Source organism: Pseudoalteromonas sp. SG45-5, assembly GCF_014164085.1.
Taxonomy (GTDB): domain Bacteria; phylum Pseudomonadota; class Gammaproteobacteria; order Enterobacterales; family Alteromonadaceae; genus Pseudoalteromonas; species Pseudoalteromonas aliena.
The window spans coordinates 1-21,044 of sequence record NZ_JACJEM010000070.1; the positions used below are offsets into that span (position 1 = coordinate 1).

Below are 21,044 nucleotides of genomic sequence, written 5' to 3' on the forward strand. Positions count from 1 at the left end.
ACAACAACAACAACAACAACAACAACAGCAACAGCAACAACAAACACTAACTAACCTTGTATACGCTATTTACGAGGACCCAACCAAAATTGAAGAGCATCGTGTGCTTATTCAACCATTATTGAGCGATTTAGTCGCAAGTAGCCCTGCGGGCTTATTAAAGCTTAAAACCTATTTGCAAAAGATAAACCTTTAGTTTTTATATTAAAAAGTTAAATAAAACTTTAAGGCATACCAAATATCACCTTTAAGAGCACTATTAAATATGCTCAAGTGAGGATAGTTGATCAAGCTGTATGGGTTTTAATATGGTAGTAATGTTTTTAATCTTGGCTAAAGTTTAAACGAAAGTTTTTCGTGATTTTGTAGGGCTATTAGGAGTAAGGGAAAGTTTATGGAATTAAGTGTTCTAGCAATGATTATGCTGGTAATTCAGCCAGTGTTTGTTTATTTGTATATAAAAAGTGTTGTAAGACCAAGTATTTTTATAGCAGCTACGGTTGCGATGAGTGTTTTTTATACTAATGATTTTATGCACGCTTTATTGGTTTTTGGTGGAATTAATTTAGTAGGTGTTCTTTTTGTAAAATTAGCAGAACGTAAAGGGTATACTAAGTTTTCTCCTAGCTATTTTTTTTCAGGGGTAATTTGCTGGTTTATTATTTTTGGAATAATTAGTTTTATTTCTTCACTTATCAGCTTGCCTTCTTTGGACAATGTAAGTGAGTCATTTGATGCCTTTTTATCGTTACCAGAGCCTGTAGCGTGGCCAATCATTACATTTTTTTCGGCAAGTCTTGTTGTTTTGTTTGTAAATGCAACAATTTTACTTTCGCTTAAAAATACATCGATTGCTTTTAAGGTGCTCGTTGTTTACGCAGTAATCAGTCCTCTGCTCCCTCTATTTAGTAATTATTTTTGGCTAAGTCAGATAGTTACATTTTTAGCTGTAATAAATGTACTCGGAACTTGCGAAAAGTATTTTTTTAGAACTAAAATTGAAAACGATCAAGCGATAGCTTTGGCATATGCTGGCTCCCTTTTACTCTCATGCGTGATTTATTTAATAAGTGCTTTTTTTAATTTATATTAATTAATCAGAGTTCAGGTTACTTACATTTTTTTACATAGTTACAATAAAAAGTGTATACAATTTAGCTAATATTTTGTTTAGGATGAACTATGAAAGCACTTATTGCACTTTTGTCTTTTTATTGCCTTTCTGGCTGTACAGTTGCTGGCGTTATTATTGACGGACAAGCACAATCTCAGGCGCGTAATGATAAAAATAGTATTAGCCCGGCGCAGTCAACGCCTTATAAAAACCCACTAGAGCCAGTACCTACAGATAAAAACGGATTTAACTTTACTGATATGGGGTTAAAGATAGATTCTGCTCTTGTTAGCCTAGTTAAAGGGGAAAGCACTACAACGCAAGTATGTAGGCAAGTCACTAAAAGTCTAAAAGAGTGTGTAGAGGTAGAAAAGTCATCCCTATACACCAATGAGTCTAAGCAGTTAAAAACGGATGATGAAATAATAAGTGTTGGTCAATAAAGCTGCTTATAAAAAAGTAGCTCTGATCGTAGCCTGCGTGCATTTCAAATGTAAGCGGGTAGCCTTTATTATCAGCAATAGCGACTAAGTTTTCAGGCTTAAGTTGCTCTTGTAAAAAGCTATCAGCATCACCTTGACTCACTAACATGGGTAAGTAATGAGCTTGCTCTGCGTTTTTCATTAGCTCGCAGCTATCATATTGCGTCCAAAGCGCTTTCTCATTTCCTAAATAACCAGTAAATGCTTTCACACCTCAAGGGCATTCAATCGGATTAATAAATTACAGCACCTAAAAATTACCGTGACACCCATCCTAATTCTGATGGGATTATAGCATTAGCATTAGCCTTTGCATATGAGTCGCTGGCACTCACAAAGATCTTTATTTGATATATAAAAAATTAGGCAACTCGGAAAAGGCTGCAGAGCATAAGCGTTATTTAGATGAAAGTAACTATGTTGCAATTAGAAAAGCGATGTTTAAAAAGCATGCAAAGGAAGCTGGAATATCGCTAGATGATTATAATTAAATGATCAGCATTTAATTAAGTTATTTACCATTTTTCTTGGACTAATTAAATCTACAAAGATCAACAGCCCCTAGGTTGAAGCGCATATGAAGTAAAATAATTAGGATGGACTCATCCTAATTATTACAAAAACCACGAATTACATCATAACTATGAGAGCAGTTTAAAGTGCAGTACTGAATAGCTCAAGTATATTAATATCTAAAAACAATAGGCCATGTTACTAAAGTATTTAGCGTTAAGATAATTATTAGAAAGGCAAAATATTAAAAAATAGACGAGAGACTTAAGCTATTGACTTTGGTTGTTTTATTTGAAAATTACTGTTAATTTAGTTTCAAATTTACGAGTAGTGCTTTTGGATTGGCAAATGGATTTTATATGCAAAAATAAATATACACTATATGGAGTTGCTGCAATATTACTGTGGAGCTGCTTAGTGGCATTACTACGAGATATTTCTGAGTTGTTTAGCCCCATTGGTGGTGCTGCGGCTATGTATTCTGTCAGTGCGATATTTTTAATTTTGGTTATGGGAGTGCCCAAGTTTAGTGGATTTTCAAAACGCTACTTGGTCGTAGGTACTTTATTATTTGTGTCGTACGAAATTTGCTTGGCGCTTTCAATTGGTATGGCAAATAGTCGTCATCAGGCAATGGAAATGGCGGTTATTAATTATTTGTGGCCTACGCTGACTATATTGCTCTCTATTATCATTGGTCGTAAAAAAGTGAGTTACTGGGTTTATCCAAGCATGATTATTGCTTTTTTAGGCGTTGCTTGGTGTATTACGGGCGATCAAGAAATGTCGGTCGATACGCTTGTTACTAACTTTGCTGATAATCCTGCTACTTATTTAATGGCATTAGCTGCAGCGTTTATATGGGCTATTTATTGTGTGGTAACGCAAACGCTGAGTAATGGTAAAAATGCCATTACATTATTTTTTACTGTTACGGCAATGAGTTTGTGGGCGCAATATGCTTTTAGTAATGAATCACAGTTAACGTTTTCACTCAACTCAAGCATGACATTATTATTAGCGGGTGTAGTCGTGGGGAGCGGTTATGCACTGTGGAATCAAGCTATTATTGGCGGTAACTTAATGCTGCTTGGCACGCTTTCGTACTTTACACCGGTGTTTTCTACTATTATTTCAGCGCTATATTTATCTATTACGCTGAGTGCTTCGTTTTGGCAAGGGGTTGTACTGGTAACAGTGGGTTCGCTAGTTTGCTATTTTGTAACGCGAGAAAAGCGACAAAGGCTAAGTGTTAAAGTTTAGAGTCGCTGATAGGGGGAGCTTAAAGTTATGTTTTAGGTAAACATAAAACAAGACCTCAGGTTAAATAATGCCGCGCACTTGTTGTTTAAATGACTTGCCAATTTTAACTGACACGCCTGATGCAAGTTGAACGCTTTCATTACTTAACGCGACCACTTTGTGTTTGTTAATAACGTAAGATTTGTGGACTTGAATAAATGAAGTATCAAGCTCTTGCAATATGTATTTGAGAGTACTGCTTGCAAGTAATGCTTTTTCACCTTGCCATACTTTTACATAATTTCCATACGCTTCAAACATGTCTATGTCGCTTAATTGAATTTTATGTTTTTCACGATCGATTTTAAGCGTAATAGTCAGAGGTGCCTTTGGATTTAGCGTTATGTGTTTTCTTTTTTTCCGTACTTTATTGAGTGCTTGGTCAAGCCGTTGAGCAGAGACTGGTTTTAGTAGGTAGTCAGTTACGTCAAGTTCAAAACCGGCTAAAGCATATTCTTGATATGCACTAATAATAATCACTTGTGGTCGATTCGCGAGCACTTTTAGTAATGCAATGCCCGATAGTTCGGGCATGTTTATGTCTAAAAATAACAAATCAATAGATGATGTGGCTAAAGCACATAATGCATCTTTAGCGTTAAGGTATTGTCCGCTTATATTAATGTCTTTATGTGCACTTAAATGATGAAGTATAACTTCATGCGCGAGTGGCTCATCATCTACAATTATTGTGTTTAGCATGCAGCCAGCTCCAATTTAAGTGTGGTTTGCCAAAGGTTTTTATTTTCATTAATAATTAATGTGTGCTTATTTGGATATAAAAGAGTCAGCCTACGGCGTAAATTGTTAAGTCCCACCCCATGCTCTGAATTGTTATTAGGTAGAATAGGGTTAGAGGAAAATAGCGTTAGTATGTTATCGGCCATGGTGATTTTAAACACAACCGTTACTTTTTGTGACGTGGGCTCTACACCATGCTTTATCGCGTTTTCTAAAATCATTATTAACAGTAGTGGCGAAATTAAATAGTGTTGTTGATATTCAGGCCATTGCACATCAAAGTTGCAGCGCTCAGCGCTTCGTAAACGCTGTAATGCAATAAAACCTTTTAAGTAATTAATTTCTTTTTCTAAACTCACCTGTGCTTTTTGGCCTTCATAAACACTGTAACGCAGTAAGTTAGCTAATTGCATAACAAGATCTGGTGCATTATCTGATTTTTTTAATGTCAGCGCATAGAGGTTATTTAATGTATTAAATAAAAAATGAGGGTTAATTTGCTGTTGAAGTAGCTTTAGCTCTGTTTTTGTTTGTTGTTGGGCAATATTGCTAATTTGAACGTGTTGTTGCTGTCGTTCAAACGCTAAAATAATCGGTGTGCTTATAGCCAAAAATAAAAATACAAACTGATAATTTTCAGGGCTAAAAATATTATTATTACCGCTAGGTGTTAAGTTAGCAATGCCTGAGGGTAAATCGTTAATAGGTAACAGTAGCAAGCACGATGTTAATACAGGTGTAAGTGCAACGAGGCTTATTAAACTTGCAAACAAAAACATCAGTACGCCATGATAGGTTAATACATAGCGTATTAATAAATATCTATTTAATAAATACACACCATATACTAATCCGGCACAAACAGTAATTTGCCAAAGGTAACCCAAAAAAGTATCAAACTGTGTGAATACTTTATAAACGTCAATAACAGGCTCAATAGGCTGGTTTAGCATAGGATCAGTGTGCGTATTGAGTATGCTTGATGTAACAATTGCCCAAGCTAAAAGTACTATAAACACGACTGTATCAAGTGAAAACAAGGATTTAAGCCATTTATTACTCAACACATTGTTATTTTTATTAGTGCGTTTAGTAATAAGCCATACACCACTTGCAGATGCGCACAATACCCAACATTGTGCATCAAGGTATTGCCATTGCGAAAAGTTAAGAAGCTGGTTATTAAATACTAGTAAGAGGGATGGATAGGCTAAAAAGCCTAACAGCCACACTGTGATTGCGGGTGTAAGCAATAAAAAATATGCAAATGCATGGGCAATCAAAAAGGGAATACACTGTAAAAAAAGTTGAATATTAATAGCCAGATATTGGCTAGTTGAATCCATATGTGATGACAAAAAGCGTATATGAGAGTCGAGCATAATAGCAGCGATTAGCGGTAAGAAAATTATTAGCTGGGTAATGCTAAAGCGTTGCCATATTGGTGTATTGGCTTGCTGCATATGTGACTCCGTTTTTATTATAGTTTCTGAGCAGATACGCTCAGATAAAATTGTCTTTTTATTTTAAACATTACCTTTGCACAATTCACTTCGCTGAGCGCGCTAGTTTATCCATAAAACTGTTTCAATGATAATTTATTTTTAAAATAATTATTCTATTTCATAGGGTTAGCAGCCGTTTTAAGCATACTAGGCCGTTTATTTAAATGATGAAAGGTCATATTTAAATGACCAACGTTACTTTTTTATGTTCATCATTTATTTCAATACGTTAACCATTATTTTCTCGCTTGTATTGACTTGCTTTCTTAAGCTGGTGCTATACCAATTAAGGATGAAACTAATGCTTACACTGAAAAATATCAACAAAAAATACGCAGATGGTACGCAGGCTTTGAATGATGTGACGATCACTCTACCTACCGGTATGGTCGGTCTACTTGGCCCAAATGGGGCGGGTAAGTCAACACTTATGCGCACGCTCGCATGTTTACAAAATGCCGACTCCGGACATATTAATTTTAATGGCCTTGATGTGATTAGCCAACCAGGCGCGCTTCGCTCGCAACTAGGTTATTTACCACAATATTTTGGCGTGTATCCCAATATGAGTTGTCGGGCGTTACTTGAGCATATTGGCGTGTTAAAAGGCATTGATAGTCGTGCACGCAAAAACCAAATTGATAGTTTACTTGAACTAACTAATTTGACTCGGTTTGCTAATAAAAAAGTCGTTAATTTTTCGGGAGGAATGAAGCAGCGTTTTGGCGTGGCTCAGGCTTTGTTAGGCAACCCAAAGCTAATTATTATGGATGAGCCCACTGCTGGGCTTGATCCTGTGGAACGAGAAAGTTTAAATAATTTACTCGTTAGTATTAGTCAAAATAGGTTGGTATTGTTATCGACCCATATTGTTGAAGATGTAGAAAATTTATGTCACTACGTGGCCATTATAGATCAAGGAGCACTCATACAAAGCGGTGACGTAAGAGAGTTACTAGTTCCTTTAGAAGGTAAGATTTGGCAGCTCGAAAGTTTACCTGCGGGCATACCAACTCAGCATGTATTAAGTAAGAGCCATCGCTATGGTAGAGCGTCATTTCGTGTGTATGCAGACACAGCGCCTGCACACAATGCAATAAATTCGCCCGCTACGCTTCAAGACAAGTACTTTTTTGCACTCAATAAAGGAAGTCAAACATGTTAATTTTTAATGAGTGGCGATATGCAGTGCGCCAACCACTTGTTTGGCTGTGCATTATTATCCCTTTGGTATTTGCGGTTATGTTGTCCTCTGGGCTTGCAACAGTTGAAGTTGATTCGTTAAAACAATTTAAGTTAAATATTACAATGTTACAAATGATGCAGTTACCTGTACTTGTAGGAGTATTGGCGCCCGTTATATTTTTACGAGATCAGCACGCGTCAATGCAGGAGCTTATTTATGCTACGCAAACTAGCTTATTTAAGCGCAGTTTAGCAAGAGTATGCTTACTGATTTGCTTGGTTTTTATTATTAGTTTAATCAGTGATTTAGTAATGATATACATGCAAGTAAGGCAATTGGGCTATATACCAAATATGGTTTCTTTTACTGTATTTAATAGCTTTTTAGTGTTGTTACCAAATAGCTGCTTTTTAGTTGTTGTTGCCTTTTTTGTTTGCCATAAATCAACTACTTCATTACCCAATTATGTTGTTTTTGCGGTGTTGTGGATAGGCTACATAATGCTTGCAAGTATTACCGGAAATCCATTACTTGCTGGAAGTAGTATTATAAGCCATCGCTTTTATACATTATTTGTTTGGCTTGACCCTTTTGCATACACAGCCGTAATAAACAGTTTAACCAATTCATTAGGGGCTTCATTTGCTATTAATCGCGTTGTTGCGAGTATGCTTGCTGTTGGTATTTTTTATATTACTTTTAGTAAAAATAAAAAACACACATTATTAAAGAGTAAGAAAAGTAAAAATACTAACGAATACATTCGTTACAACACGTTAAAACCCGCTGAATATAAAACAGCGAGAGTCACACAAAAGCCATTTTTGATGATGGCCCGTTTATACAAAACTACGCTGGTTAATTTGGTTTCACACCCAGTTACTTTACTGATTATTTTTGTTTGGCCGGTGATGGTTTTTAATAGTGTTGCCTCGTCGTCTGGTTATGTTGAACCAATGAGTGTTATGAGCACCACAAGCCTTGATGCGATTAGTTATTATGCATTTGATATGCAATTGTTGTTTGGCACTTTACTAATGGCTTTATGGAGCTGGCAAGTAAGCTGCTTTGCTAAATACTATAATATAGCTGAGCTGATCGCTGCAACACCTCTCAAAACATATTACTTTTTAAACAGTCAGTTATTGGTCCTAGGCACTATGATATTGGTTTTTTTAACAATGAGCTTATTAGGGGCAAGTGCAGCTCAGTGGTTTTTACACAGTGCATATCAATTTGAAGTACATTTAACCATTCTATTTTTGATGGCAATTGTGCTTGCCATTATTGCGTGTGTATTTTTGTGTGTATTTAATTTGTGTCGTTCGCAGCTTATTGCGGGTTTGCTAATTGCTGTTATTTTACTGATCAAATTTACACCGATAATGACTTACTTTGGTCTCACGCATACATTGTGGAGTGTTGGTTGGACGCCTTTGCAGGCACCTGATAACTTTTGGGGTTATCGTGCAAGTATAAGTAGTTATTGGCCTTATGTATTAGTTTGGTCAATGGCGTGTATAAGTTTAGTTATAATTACGGGGGTTTTTAATCACCGAGGTGCCGGGTTGAGCCAAAGAATAATGGGGGTTAAACATTTTTGGTTATTTATTCCTTTACTTATCACTGTCGCACTATTTACTCAATTGCACTTAAAGCTGGTGGATGAAAAACCTTTAACTAACTCGCATAAGCGCGAGGCTTTTAAAGCACAATACGAAAAAGCATTCTCACAATGGCGCAATGTAGCACAGCCAAGCATTATGCACATTGATGCTAATGTAGACTTTTATCCGCGTCAGCAGCAGGCTCATTTTTCTTTAATATATACTTTAAAAAACACCCATCAACATCCTATTAAAGAGATATTGGTTGGGCGCTCTGGTTTTTATAAATGGGCCGATATTGAAATCGATGGCGCGCAAAGGGCTAAAAGCTTTCCCTTGCTTAATCAAGCTGTGTTTAAGTTTGAGAATGAAATGCAGCCAGGAGAAATACGTAAACTAGTTACACGGTTTGATGTTCATCAAGCTAAGCTTTGGCCAGTAAGAGGCCATCAGATAATAACCCCTGAATTTAGCTATATACGATCAGTGCCTTTATTGCCGACTGTTGGCTATCAAGATAATTATGAATTAACCGATCCTATACTTCGTCAGCAACACGCACTTAAAGTGAAGTCGGTGATTAGACCCACGAAGCTATTTGCTAAAACGGCGAAAGCAAGTACTCATTACCAGTGGCTTACTATGTCGAGTAAAGTGAGTACAACAAGGGGTTATCAGGTTATAACCCAAGGAGAGGAAATATCACGTACCAGCAAAGATGACCGCGAAATATTTCATTTTGAGACTCGTACACCCATAAATGCAATCCTAGCTTGGGTGACGGTGCCTTATTCTCCTGTTACCAAACAGCAAAATGGCGTGATATTAAACGTGTTTGCTAAAGATAAAAACGAGCCAGCACGAGCAGAGTCTATAGCTGTAAACCTTAGCGCAATGGGCGATACAATAAAATGGCTTAATAATATAAGCCCTTATAGAGCAAAAAAATTGAGTTTAATAGGCTCGCCTAGTGTTGGTGCTACAGGTTATGCATTGCCGCAACTTATACTTATTGAAGACAGTGTTGGTTTTAGATCAAAGCCAAGCGCTAATGCAGGCTTTGATCAACGCTATCGCCGTGCAGTTCACGAAACTGCGCATCAATGGTTTGGCCATGATATTGGTAATGGGGTATTTTCAGATAGCGCTTTTTTAGTGGAGTCTATGGCAAAGTATATTGAGCTTGTTGTTATAGAGCAGCGTTATGGGAAAGCAACAATGCAAGCGCTGGTTGAGTATGAAACAACACGCTATGAGCAAAGTATGCTGATGAACATAAAGGAGCGATCAGCCTTAGTTGATGCTACACAAAGCTTTGACCAATATTCGCGAGCAACCATTGTCTTTGCTAAGCTACGCGCTGCGATTGGGGATAAACCCATTATTAATGCGCTCAAGTTGGTTTGGAAAAATCATGGTTATCCAAACAGTCCCGCCAATTCTATGGGTTTTATACGAGCATTAAAACATGAAGCTGGAAAAGAACAAGAAAGCTTAATAAACACACTGTTTTTAGAGTAAGTACGTTTAATTTGAACATATATTTAGTAAATCAAAAGCCCTATTATTTTAGGGCTTTTTGTTGCGTGCAGATTATTTTGCATTATTTACCTGCGCTAGTAACTCTATAACTTTTTGTTGACCAAATGTTTGTGCAAATTGCTCGGCTGTTTGGCCTGCTTTGTTTTGATGCGCGTTATCGCAATCAAGTGATACAAGTGTTTTAGCGATACTAAATTCACCTCTGAATATAGCAGCCATAAGCGCTGTGTTGCCTCGGTTATCTTCTAAACAGGCATTGGCGCCTAACTGCAAAAGCGTGTTAACCGTGTTTTTATTACCATGATAAGTAGCAATCATTAATGCGGTATAGCCTTTATTGTTGTAGCTGTCGATAGGAATACCTGCATCTACAAATTGCTCTATTACGTCTATGTCGTTGGTGCGTGCTGCGGCAAAGTAATAAGCAAATAAGCTTTGGTATTGAGCTTGTGCCGAGTGTTGGTTTTTAGTTTGTGTACTTGTTATTTGTATATCTGGTGTATTTTGAGCGTAAACGCTACTGGTAAAGCTTAGCAGTAGGGCGACTATAATTAATAAATTACGCATAACCATTGCCTTGTATAAAAAGAGGAAGGGGATTATCCCTTCCTCATGGTTGTGGTTTAAATAGCTATTTAGTTGGGACTAATTGCTTTTAACTAGTTGCTTATAAGTTAGCTGCAAGTTGTTTAACCATTTTAATATCGCCGTTTACAGCTTTAGTTAAGCGTGTACCGTACTCACTATCAGCTTTGTAAAAGTGGCTAAGCATTTTGTGTTTAACTTTGCTGTTTTGCACTTTTCCTAAATCGCCTGCTAGGTTATTAACTAAGTTTGTACGTTCTTGTTTGCTAAAGCCACGATACAAAACGCCCGCTTGCGCGAAGTTTTGCTGCTTTTTAATCGCCGCTTGTTGTACAAAGCCTTTAAGCTCTGTTTGGCTTCTACGTGCAATTGGGTTTTCAGCTACGTCTTCGTGGCTTGGTTGGTAATTCACATTGTTTGTTGTGTTGCCAATATTCATTGCGCCGTCTTGGTTGTAGTTAACCACTTCCACTTTTGCACGGTTAATTGGCAGTTGCTGGTGGTTAGCACCTAAGCGGTACATTTGAGTATCTGAGTACGAAAACACACGACCTTGTAATAAACGATCTTCAGATGGCTCAATACCTGGAATGACATTTGCCGGTGCCATTGCTACTTGTTCCGTCGATTGGAAGAAGTTAGTTGGCATACGGTTTAAGGTCATTGTTCCTACTTTGGTTTCTTTAATATCTAACCACATTTTGGTTGCATCTAATGGGTTGTAATCAAAGTCATCAAGCTGCGATGGGTCAAGCGTTTTAATATAGAGATCCCATTTTGGGAAGTTGCCTTTATTAACTTCGGTGTATAAATCTTGTGTTAGATGCTGAAAGTTTTGACTTTGTACCTTAGCAACTTCTTTTGAATCAAGGTTATCAATACCTTGCTGGCTTACCCAATGAAACTTAACATACTTAACATCACCAGCTTTATTAATCATTTTGTATGCATGTACGCCCCAGCCATCCATTTTACGAAGACTTGCTGGTGTACCGTAGTCGCTGTAAACCCACGTTAACATGTGAGTAGAACTTGGTTCATACGAGAAAAAATCAAAAAAACGATTAGGATCTTGAATATTATTTACCGGAGATGGTTTTAAAGAGTGAACCATGTCTGGGAATTTAATCGCATCACGAATAAAGAATACCGGCAGGTTATTACCCACTAGATCCCAGTTACCTTGGTCGGTATAAAACTTAGTCGCAAATCCACGTGGGTCGCGCAGTGTTTCTGGGCTGCCTTTTGAGTGAATTACCGATGAAAAGCGAACAAACACCTCTGTTTCTTTGCCTGCTTGTGCAAAAGGGGCTGCAATTGTTAAATCATTAAGTTCTTTTGATGCAACAAACACACCGTGTGCGCCCGTACCGCGAGCATGTACTACACGCTCAGGAATACGCTCACGTGCAAAGCGTTGTAGTTTTTGAATTAGTTGTACGTCTTCTAACAATACACTGCCGCGCTCGCCAGCAGTCATTGAATTTTGGTTGTCGCCAACAGCCGCGCCGTTGTCTTTAGTCAGTGTTGTCGCTGCACTTGCTGGTAGTGTTATTGCAAGTGCTAATGCACTAAGCGTTAATTTAGTTTTATTTGTTTTGTTTATTTGAGTGTTCATTGTCGACCTTATCTATTTTAAAAGTGCCAGCAGTGGTGCAGGCTGTTTAACTGTTAATAAGTGTATTAACTTTATTAATTTCGGTAAAACTGATTAATTAGATTGATATGATTTAAAAAATGGATGAAATAAATTAGTGCTTTTATCAATTCCTTTTAAAAAATTTTATGCGTAAATAATGGCCCATGTCGACTATAGTATTAGCTAAACGTCTTATTGTTTGAAAGGTAAAGCTTTGTTAATGTTCGTCGATTATTCACGGATTGAAAAGGCGGGGCGACACACAATGCGCTCTATAACTAAAATACAAAAAGAGAAACGTGCTTTATGATCATCTTTTTTATCTGCCTCACTATTTTAATAATGGGTTATAAGTTTTACAGCCCATTTGTTGAAAAACAAGCCGGCTTGGATCCAACTGCTGACACACCACAAAAACGCTTTAGCGAAGGTGTTGATTACGTCGCTATTCACCCTGTAAGAGCATTTTTAATTCAGTTTTTAAACATTGCTGGCGTAGGTCCAATATTTGGCCCAATTTTAGGTGCTTTATACGGACCAGTTGCACTAGTATGGATTGTACTTGGTAATGTTTTAGGTGGCGCTGTACACGACTTCTTCTCAGGTGTAATGAGTATAAAAGAAGACGGTAAAAGCCTACCAGAAATTGCAGGCCATTATTACAACGTCGTATTTAAAGGTTTTATGCTTGTATTTACTGCCATGTTACTGTTTTTTGTAGGTGTGGTATTTATTATGAGCCCAGCAGGTTTGCTAAGTAACCTTGATTTTTTTGAAGGGACAATACTGGCAAATAATACCTTTTGGGTACTCGCTATTTTAGCGTATTACTTTTTAGCTACCTTGCTACCAATTGATAAAATTATCACTAAATTTTACCCAATTTTTGGTGCGCTAATGATTGTAATGACAGTGGCAATTGCTATTTCATTACTTATTAATGCGCCACACTTACCGGTACCAAGTGACTTTTTAGCCTACTTTGAAGCTGACCACGCACATGACTTTTTAGAGCCAAACCCAGATGGATTACCAACTTGGCCATTGTTATTTATAACAATTACCTGTGGTGCTATTAGTGGTTTTCACTCTACTCAAGCGCCTATTATTGCGCGCTGTTTAACTAACGAAAAATACGTACGTCCAGTTTATTATGGCGCTATGATGTGTGAAGGTATTGTAGGTTGTGTATGGGCACTTGCTGGTATTGCAGCGTTCCCAGAGGGTTACGCAGGCTTAAAAGCATTGCTTGATCAAGGTGGTCCAGGCTTAGTAGTAAACCATGTAGCTAACAGTTACTTAGGTGTATTTGGCGGTATAATGGCAATTATTGCAGTAGCCGTATTCCCAATTACTTCTGGTGATACAGCGTTCCGCTCATTACGTTTAACTGTTGTTGATGCGTTTAATATTCCGCAAAGCATACGTAACAGATTACTAGTGGCCGTTCCTATACTGACAATTGCGTACTTTATGACGAAGCTCGATTTCTCATTAATTTGGCGCTACTTTGCATTTTCAAACATGCTGCTTTCTACAAGCGTATTATGGCTTGCCACTAAGTACTTGTTTGACCGTGGCACATTCCATTGGATTGCCAGTGTTCCTGCTGTTATAGCAACAGCGGTAACGGTTTCTTATATTGGTACTGCCGCAATTGGTCTTAACTTATCAAGTGATTTAGGTAAACCTATTGGCGCAGCAGTCGCTGTGATAGGTTTAATTGTTTTAGCAATTGTGCACTCTAAGCATAAAGTTAAACCAACAGCGGTTTAATAATCACATAAGTTATTTAAAGCATTAAAAAAGCGAGCTATTGATAATGAATAGCTCGCTTTTTTTGTGTACTAAATTTAGGTATTACTGAGTTGCAAGTTCAAAGTAACTATTATCGTCGAGCGTTTTGCTTATCATCATAGCGCCCTCAAGCAAGCTCACTGTTTGAATAGCCGCTTTAGTAGGGTTGAGTTCACCATTAGCTAAGTGCGCAGCGCTAAGCCATGTTAGGTTTTGATTAAAAAAGCGTTTTACTTCAAGGCGTACTTTATCTGGAAGGCTATCGCTTTCGGCTCCTAGCAACCCGCATAAACACATTTTTTTATCGGTTACTAATGCACTTCTAAAAAGCTGTATGTACACATCAATAGGATTTTTACCGCTTGCTTTAAGCTCGCTTGGCTCGCCTAACGCAGCTAAAAAAGAATCAGTATATTGATGAGCAAGCTCTGCACCTAAATCGGCCTTAGTCGGAAAGTGATAGTGTACACTGGCGCTTTTAATGCCGACTTCGCTGGCGAGCTCTCTAAAACTAAAATTACTGTACCCGCCAAGGCGCACCTTGTTTTCAGCTGCTTTTAATAAAGCTTCTTTTTTACTCATTTTTAATATTTTCCTATCTGCAGTAATACCAATTTTATTAAAACATGATCATTCTATCGCATTAAACAACTCACTAACTGCGTTAAAAATTATTCATATAGAACAACTAGATGTCATAATTTTCGCCTTGTTATTGCGCTATTTTCTTAGCGCAATAATAGATCACTTATTTAATGCAATTGGTATAGTAAAATTATCGACCAGTAGGTAGTTATTTACAAGCGTTTTTACTTCTAAGCAACCCCCTAATTTTATTATGAATTAAGTTAAATCCTATAAATCAAAAAAATTTAAACGTTGACTTAAATTTAGTTTAATATTATAAATTACCTATCGGTAGGTAGGTTGCTGCCATTAATTCACTTTTAAACAATAAAGATAGAGATTGCTATGAAAATTTATGATGTAGAAAACTTTCCAAACCCACTTCGTGTTCGTATCGCTTTAGCTGAAAAAAATGCCACTGCAAATGTTGAGTTTGTACCTGTTGATTTATTAAATGGTGAGCACAGAACAGACGCCTTCTTAGCTAAAAATCCATTAGCAGGTGTGCCCATATTAGAGCTAGATGACGGCACGTTTATATCAGAAAGTACCGCTATTACTGAGTATATTGATACCGCATTTGAAGGCCCATCTTTAATGGGTGAAACCGCAAAAGAGCGTGCAGTAATTAACATGATGCAAAAGCGTGCAGAATCTATGGTGCTTGACGCTGTGGCAACTTACTTTCATCATGCAACTGATGGCTTAGGTCCTGAGCTTGAAACATATCAAAATGTGGCTTGGGGTGAAAAACAAGGCGAAAAAGCGCGCCAAGGGTTTAGCTATTTTAATGATGTACTAGCGCAATCGGCGTTTGTTGCTGGTGAACAATTGAGTATTGCTGATATTACATTGTATGCTGGGCTGGTATTTGCTGGATTTGCACAAATAGCAATCCCGAATGAGTTAACCCATTTAGTTGCATGGCAAGAAAAAGTAGCAAAACGCCCAAGTGTTGCAGCTTAATTAGGTTATTAGTTTAAAATTTAAGTGAAGTTACGCTTAGGAGCCAAATATGAAAATAGCTGCCGATTTTAGTAAACGAGTTGTGGTACATAGCGAATCGCTCCCGTGGGTTGCATCGCCAATGGCGGGCGTTGATAGGCGAGCGCTCGATAGAGTGGGCGACGAAGTTGCTCGCGCAACGACTATTGTTCGTTATGCACCTGGCAGTGAGTTTTCGCCGCATGTACATACAGGCGGTGAAGAGTTTGTTGTGCTTGAAGGGGTATTTCAAGATGAGCATGGTGACTTTGCGGCAGGTTCTTATATCCGTAATCCACCGCAATCAAAGCACAAACCGGGGTCTGAAAATGGCTGCGTTATATTTGTAAAGTTATGGCAGTTTCAGCCAGATGACCGAACGCACGTGCGTTTGCAAACAAACTTGATGCAAAGTACGGTGCATCCTAGTTTTAAAAATGTTGCCGTAACCCCTTTATATAAAGACGACTTTGAAGAGGTAAGCTTGCTGCACTTTAAGCCCAACGCCTGCATGGTTATAAACGCAAAAGGCGGAGCTGAGCTGCTAGTACTTGAAGGCTCATTTGATGAGCAAGCCGATACTTTTGTAAAAAACAGTTGGTTAAGAGTGCCTATCAATAGCTCCGTTAACGTTAAAGCGGGAAGTAATGGTGCAAAAGTATGGCTTAAAACGGGTCATTTAATTGATGTAGAAAACCAGATATCTCGTGTACAAAATGCGTAATTGAGTCGTTTATTTGAGATTGTTTAATGATTTAGTTCAGGAGTAATTAATTTTAGACGATGTACTTTTACCACTCAGCCTATTTAAGGAGAGCAGTAATGGTACACACAACACATGGTTTATCGATTGGTCTTGAACGTGCCGGAAGAGAGTTTTTTTTAAAACTCAAAGCCGTTGGTACGCTTACTCACGACGATTACAAGATAATTACCCCAATGATAAACTCAGCGCTTGGCGAAGTTAAGCACCCAGTCGTGAACGCCTTAATAGATGGTAGCGAACTTGAAGGTTGGGAATTACGCGCGGCGTGGGATGACTTAAAATTAGGTATTAAGCACTCTAAAGAATTTAAAAAAGTAGCTATTTATGGTAATAAAGAGTGGCAAGCTCGAATCGCAAAAATAGGTAACTGGTTTATATCGGGTGAGGTTCAATACTTTGAAAATGCTACCGCAGCCATAGATTGGCTGGATGAATAAATTACTTTAAAGCCCCGTAATTTGGGGCTTTAATCGTTTAAATTACATCAGCCTACTCAGGCAATGTGGGAAGTACCCCTTTATCGCTAATGTCGACACTCTTTAGGCGCAATGCCAAACGTTTGTTTAAATAAACGACTAAAATGACTCGCACTATTAAATCCAACATCAAAACAAACTTTACTAATTGCATGACCTTGTAGCAATTGAGTGCGCGCTTTTTTTAGTCTTAGCTGTTGTTGCCAAAGGGCTGGGCTAGTACCAAATGTGAGTTTAAATTGCTGATAAAACTTACTGCGGCTCATACATGCTATTTTGCATAAGGTATTTATGTCGAGCGTTTCATTTAAATGTTCTTCAATATAAAGCAGAGCATCACTAACGTTTGTTTTAAGGTGTGGTTTATCGCAGCTAGCCAGCAATAGCTCGCGGCTTTGTTGTTGTAGTAAACGGGTGATTAATTCGTTTAACGACAAATCAATCAAGTAATGGCGTTGGGCACCTTGTTCGCTAAATAAATGCACCATACGCTCTAATAATTGCTGCGTTTGAATATTGTGTTGGGTGTGCACTAACTGCGGTACATATTCAAACAAGCTATCGTGTGCAAAGTTTTGCTGCATGTTTAGTGCATTCGCCACGCTCGTTATTTTGTCGGTGCTAATTTCAATGGCTAAACAGGTAGTTGGAGTGCTCATTGATGCTTGTGGAAAATCAATTAATACGCCTTGCTCTGGCGCTAATACAAACGACTCGTGTGGTAAAAATGCTTTATGGTATTGGCTGCTTTCTACGTGCATTACCTTTTTGCCGCTAAGCATTGCACAAAACAGTAACTCGTTTGAGTGCAGTGCCACCTTTTGCGCACTTTGATACGTGTCGTAAATACTCAGCTCACTGTTATCGGCCGCAAACGTGACTTTATTTTCAATTAATACATCAAGCTGTTGGCGTTTTTTGTTTAACTGAGATGTGTGCATACCAATCCTTTAGGTTTTTATTAATGTGGACTCACAGACAATTTTTGTGGACAGCTAATCAAGTTTTTAGGCGCTTGTTAGTTTAATGTCGATTAAATATAAAGCATTTTGATTTATATAAATGTTCGACCTTTAGCTAACAACAATAAAGAGAGCACACACATGATATATGCAAATCCAGGCAGCGACGGCGCACTCGTAAACTTTAAACAACAATACGGTAATTACATTGGCGGAGAGTGGGTAAAGCCAGTGAATGGCCAATACTTTGATAATATAAGCCCAGTAAACGGTAAAGTGTTTTGCCAAATACCGCGCTCAGATAAAGACGACATAGAGCTGGCACTCGACAAAGCACATGCAGTGCGAGCGCAGTGGGGCACAACGTCGGTGACCGACCGAAGTAACATACTGCTAAAAATAGCCGATCGAATTGAGCAAAACCTAGAGTTACTTGCCGTAGCCGAAACATGGGATAACGGTAAAGCAATTCGTGAAACACTCGCTGCTGACATTCCGCTAGCGGCTGATCACTTTCGCTACTTTGCAGGGTGCCTGCGATCGCAAGACGGCACAATAGGCGAAATAGACGAAACCACCGTTGCATATCATTTTCACGAACCACTCGGTGTTGTTGGGCAAATTATTCCGTGGAACTTCCCTATTTTAATGGCTGCCTGGAAACTCGCGCCAGCACTTGCTGCAGGTAACTGCGTAATTTTAAAACCGGCTGAGCAAACCCCAGCTTCTATTTTAGTATTAATGGAAATTATTGGCGATTTACTCCCTGCAGGCGTATTAAATATAGTAAACGGCTTTGGTAAAGAAGCAGGTGAGGCACTGGCAACAAGTAAACGCATCGCTAAAATTGCATTTACGGGTTCAACGCCTGTGGGGTCACATATTTTAAAATGCGCTGCTGAAAATATTATTCCTTCAACGGTCGAGCTTGGCGGTAAATCGCCTAATATATTTTTTAATGATGTAATGGAAAAAGACGACGCGTTTTTATCCAAAGCCATTGAAGGCGCCGTGCTTGCTTACTTTAACCAAGGCGAGGTGTGTACGTGCCCATCAAGGCTGTTTATTCAAGAAGATATTTACGAGCAGTTTATTGAAAAAATACTCGAACGTACCTTAAAAATTAAACGCGGAAACCCACTTGATAGCGAAACCATGGTGGGCGCACAAGCCTCAAAAGCACAGTTTGATAAAATACTGAGCTACATTGAAATAGGTAAAAAAGAAGGTGCAGAAGTGCTCACTGGCGGAAACGTAGAGCAACTAAGTGGCGATTTAAACGGTGGTTACTACATACAACCTACGTTATTAAAGGGCACAAATGACATGCGTGTGTTCCAAGAAGAAATTTTTGGCCCTGTTATTTCAATGTCGACCTTTAAAGATGAAGCCGAAGCACTCGAGCTTGCCAACAGCTCAGAGTTTGGTTTGGGCGCTGGCGTGTGGAGTAGAAACATGAACCGTGCTTATCGCATGGGTCGTAAAATAGAAGCAGGGCGAGTGTGGACCAACTGCTATCACATGTACCCAGCACACGCTGCTTTCGGTGGGTATAAAAAATCAGGAATAGGCCGCGAAACGCACAAACTAGCACTCGATCATTACCAGCAAACTAAAAACCTATTAGTAAGCTACAGCGAAGATCCACTCGGCTTCTTTTAAAAAATTTATATACAACAACCACTCAACAATGAGCGCTGCATATTTGCAGCGCTTTTTCATTTTAAGATGTTCATTGCACCGCTTACTGCTTGTTGTAATACATAAATAGGATACTAATTGAATTAAAATGTTGAAACTTCAGCTCTCTAAATAATTCATTAACTGCGTTAAAATGTGATTTAATAATACGTACTATTTTATAATCAGCCGCTGTATATATCGACAGTAATATATATTTTGTCTGATATTACTGATCTCCACCATTTTGGTGCATTACAGCATTAATGGAAATTTCTTTGTAGTTAACTAGTTGTTTACAGATGGTTATTTGCTGGCTAAGATAAATGCATTGTAATATAGGGACATTTGCCGGTTTATAAAGCGACAAATGTCGTAGACTAAATTGTTATAACTCATAGGGAAATCATGCGTATTACTAGAGCTCTATCTCTTTTACTTATACTTTTTTCTAGCATGGCTTTTGCCGAAATCACAGCTGGCCCAGCGGCAAAACCTCAAGGAGACCTAGGGCTAGTAATTGTTGCATCTGATTCCCCTGACTATATCCATGAGTGGTTAACCACACCGTCTCAGCATGGAGTTACTATTAAAAGGCTTAAGATGGCAAAGCCAGATCAGCTTATAGTTTCGTCCTTTCTAGTTACGGGACTTTCTAGGAATGAAAAAGGACGTTACGATTTTAGTGTTTCTTTTTACGTGCTAGGCCCTAATAATAAGCCAATATTTGGGCAAAGGGATTACGCTAAAGGAAGTGGTATTCTTCCCGATAAACCGATACTTGTTATGGCAGATCCCGCGCTCGATATAGTGCTTGAGAATACGGACCCAGAAGGGAAATATTCAATAGTTGCTAAGGTCACTGATTTGGTAAGCGGTAGGATGGCTGATGATAGCTATAATATTGTGTTTGCAAAATAAGTTATAACAAACGGCTGCATCGGACAAATTTCGCTGTCACCCTTTGTGCAAAAACACGCACAAAAGCCGCCATCAAAAATTTGCTCGTTGAGCCGGGCGTTATGTTCACTAGGAAGAGTAGTGCCGATATACATTAAGTTTGAAGAATCAAATAAGCAGGTTGCGCATCTTGCAAAAGAGTATTGGGATCTCCCTACTCAAATTACTGAGTTGGAGGATTGGTTGTTTCAGAACCATTTTAATTTATCTCCATCAAAGTATATCGCTGACGTCGGGTTTAGCATTCGTGAAAATGCTTGTGGTGGCGGTGCCATTTTATCGCCAGAAGCGATGACGATAATGGGCGTACTCGGAATAAAACTTTATTTATCCGAGTACGGTGAATAACGTAAACATAACAAGCGCCTAAAATCCGACAGCTTTTACTGTCGCATTTTTTGCAAAAAACAAAGCGCGCAAAAACCTGCACCAGCAATCTGCGGTTTAGGCGGGCGTTGAGGCTGTAGAATTACTCTTTTTAGGAACGTATTCTACTATTTTAAATTGATTGCTTTTTAACCTTGAACCCATCCGTTCGCTGTGATCTAATAGATATTATTCACCCACGGTAAACTG

At 38.3% G+C, this 21,044-nt stretch carries 18 protein-coding genes and 2 pseudogenes; 13 read left to right on the forward strand and 7 right to left on the reverse strand.

All coding sequences use genetic code 11. The annotated features are described in order from the left end of the window. The 3 genes and pseudogenes from H5119_RS17960 to H5119_RS17970 all read left to right on the forward strand — a co-directional run. Positions 1-196: pseudogene (locus H5119_RS17960) on the forward strand (hypothetical protein); the annotation flags it as partial. Between the two features lie 198 nt (positions 197-394). After that, positions 395-1,093, forward strand: coding sequence for a hypothetical protein (locus H5119_RS17965; RefSeq protein ID WP_182703193.1), 699 nt, complete (start codon positions 395-397; stop codon positions 1,091-1,093). A gap of 89 nt (positions 1,094-1,182) precedes the next feature. Then, a complete protein-coding gene (locus H5119_RS17970) occupies positions 1,183-1,557 on the forward strand; it encodes a hypothetical protein (RefSeq protein WP_182703194.1) in 375 nt (124 codons plus the stop codon). Here H5119_RS17970 and H5119_RS17975 read toward each other — a convergent pair. Beyond that, positions 1,511-1,834, reverse strand: a pseudogene (locus H5119_RS17975) (alpha/beta hydrolase-fold protein); the annotation flags it as partial. The gene H5119_RS17970 and the pseudogene H5119_RS17975 overlap by 47 nt on opposite strands. A gap of 623 nt (positions 1,835-2,457) precedes the next feature. On the opposite strand from H5119_RS17975, the gene yddG reads away from it, so the two are divergent. After that, the gene (gene yddG / locus H5119_RS17980; RefSeq protein ID WP_182703195.1) at positions 2,458-3,372 is read left to right on the forward strand and encodes an aromatic amino acid DMT transporter YddG; all 915 of its coding nucleotides are present in this window, start codon (positions 2,458-2,460) and stop codon (positions 3,370-3,372) included. Between the two features lie 60 nt (positions 3,373-3,432). On the opposite strand, the gene H5119_RS17985 is transcribed toward yddG, so the two are convergent. Together H5119_RS17985 and H5119_RS17990 are read right to left on the reverse strand one after the other, a co-directional pair. Continuing rightward, positions 3,433-4,113, reverse strand: coding sequence for a LytTR family DNA-binding domain-containing protein (locus H5119_RS17985; protein ID WP_182703196.1), 681 nt, complete (start codon positions 4,111-4,113; stop codon positions 3,433-3,435). Then, a complete protein-coding gene (locus tag H5119_RS17990) occupies positions 4,107-5,615 on the reverse strand; it encodes a sensor histidine kinase (RefSeq protein WP_182703197.1) in 1,509 nt (502 codons plus the stop codon). Before H5119_RS17990 ends, H5119_RS17985 begins: the two co-directional genes overlap by 7 nt. 343 nt (positions 5,616-5,958) lie before the next feature. Between H5119_RS17990 and H5119_RS17995 the strand changes: the two genes are divergently transcribed. Next, positions 5,959-6,822 (forward strand): ABC transporter ATP-binding protein, encoded by an 864-nt coding sequence (locus tag H5119_RS17995; RefSeq protein WP_182703198.1) that lies wholly within the window; start codon positions 5,959-5,961, stop codon positions 6,820-6,822. Continuing rightward, positions 6,816-9,971 (forward strand): M1 family aminopeptidase, encoded by a 3,156-nt coding sequence (locus H5119_RS18000; protein ID WP_182703199.1) that lies wholly within the window; start codon positions 6,816-6,818, stop codon positions 9,969-9,971. Before H5119_RS17995 ends, H5119_RS18000 begins: the two co-directional genes overlap by 7 nt. Before the next feature lie 72 nt (positions 9,972-10,043). Here the strand turns inward: H5119_RS18000 and H5119_RS18005 are convergent, their stop codons facing one another. Together H5119_RS18005 and H5119_RS18010 are read right to left on the reverse strand one after the other, a co-directional pair. Beyond that, a complete protein-coding gene (locus H5119_RS18005) occupies positions 10,044-10,559 on the reverse strand; it encodes an ankyrin repeat domain-containing protein (protein ID WP_182703200.1) in 516 nt (171 codons plus the stop codon). 100 nt (positions 10,560-10,659) lie between these two features. Next, the gene (locus H5119_RS18010) at positions 10,660-12,195 is read right to left on the reverse strand and encodes a catalase (protein ID WP_182703201.1); all 1,536 of its coding nucleotides are present in this window, start codon (positions 12,193-12,195) and stop codon (positions 10,660-10,662) included. Between the two features lie 327 nt (positions 12,196-12,522). On the opposite strand from H5119_RS18010, the gene H5119_RS18015 reads away from it, so the two are divergent. Further along, complete coding sequence (locus tag H5119_RS18015; protein ID WP_182703202.1) at positions 12,523-13,992, forward strand: carbon starvation protein A; 1,470 nt, start codon at positions 12,523-12,525, stop codon at positions 13,990-13,992. 84 nt (positions 13,993-14,076) lie between these two features. Here the strand turns inward: H5119_RS18015 and H5119_RS18020 are convergent, their stop codons facing one another. Beyond that, a complete protein-coding gene (locus H5119_RS18020) occupies positions 14,077-14,595 on the reverse strand; it encodes a TetR/AcrR family transcriptional regulator (RefSeq protein WP_007378853.1) in 519 nt (172 codons plus the stop codon). 390 nt (positions 14,596-14,985) lie between these two features. Here H5119_RS18020 and H5119_RS18025 point away from each other — a divergent pair, with 390 nt between their 5' ends. The 3 genes from H5119_RS18025 to H5119_RS18035 all read left to right on the forward strand — a co-directional run bounded on the left by H5119_RS18025 (position 14,986) and on the right by H5119_RS18035 (position 16,827). Then, positions 14,986-15,606 (forward strand): glutathione S-transferase family protein, encoded by a 621-nt coding sequence (locus H5119_RS18025; protein ID WP_182703203.1) that lies wholly within the window; start codon positions 14,986-14,988, stop codon positions 15,604-15,606. Between the two features lie 49 nt (positions 15,607-15,655). Beyond that, complete coding sequence (locus H5119_RS18030) at positions 15,656-16,348, forward strand: cupin domain-containing protein (RefSeq protein ID WP_182703204.1); 693 nt, start codon at positions 15,656-15,658, stop codon at positions 16,346-16,348. 98 nt (positions 16,349-16,446) lie between these two features. Further along, positions 16,447-16,827: an STAS/SEC14 domain-containing protein gene (locus tag H5119_RS18035; protein WP_182703205.1), complete on the forward strand. Its 381-nt coding sequence runs from the start codon at positions 16,447-16,449 to the stop codon at positions 16,825-16,827. An 86-nt stretch (positions 16,828-16,913) separates the two neighbouring features. On the opposite strand, the gene H5119_RS18040 is transcribed toward H5119_RS18035, so the two are convergent. After that, entirely contained in the window at positions 16,914-17,807 is an 894-nt protein-coding gene (locus H5119_RS18040; RefSeq protein WP_149605946.1) for an AraC family transcriptional regulator, read from the reverse strand. Between the two features lie 162 nt (positions 17,808-17,969). Between H5119_RS18040 and H5119_RS18045 the strand changes: the two genes are divergently transcribed. The 3 genes from H5119_RS18045 (at position 17,970) to H5119_RS18055 (ending at position 20,816) form a co-directional block, all read left to right on the forward strand. Further along, positions 17,970-19,490: an aldehyde dehydrogenase family protein gene (locus H5119_RS18045; protein WP_182703206.1), complete on the forward strand. Its 1,521-nt coding sequence runs from the start codon at positions 17,970-17,972 to the stop codon at positions 19,488-19,490. A gap of 426 nt (positions 19,491-19,916) precedes the next feature. Continuing rightward, positions 19,917-20,429 carry a hypothetical protein gene (locus tag H5119_RS18050; RefSeq protein WP_182703207.1) on the forward strand — a complete coding sequence of 171 codons (513 nt, stop codon included), beginning with the start codon at positions 19,917-19,919 and terminating at the stop codon, positions 20,427-20,429. Between the two features lie 120 nt (positions 20,430-20,549). Then, positions 20,550-20,816, forward strand: coding sequence for a hypothetical protein (locus H5119_RS18055; RefSeq protein ID WP_182703208.1), 267 nt, complete (start codon positions 20,550-20,552; stop codon positions 20,814-20,816). Positions 20,817-21,044: the final 228 nt, after the last annotated feature.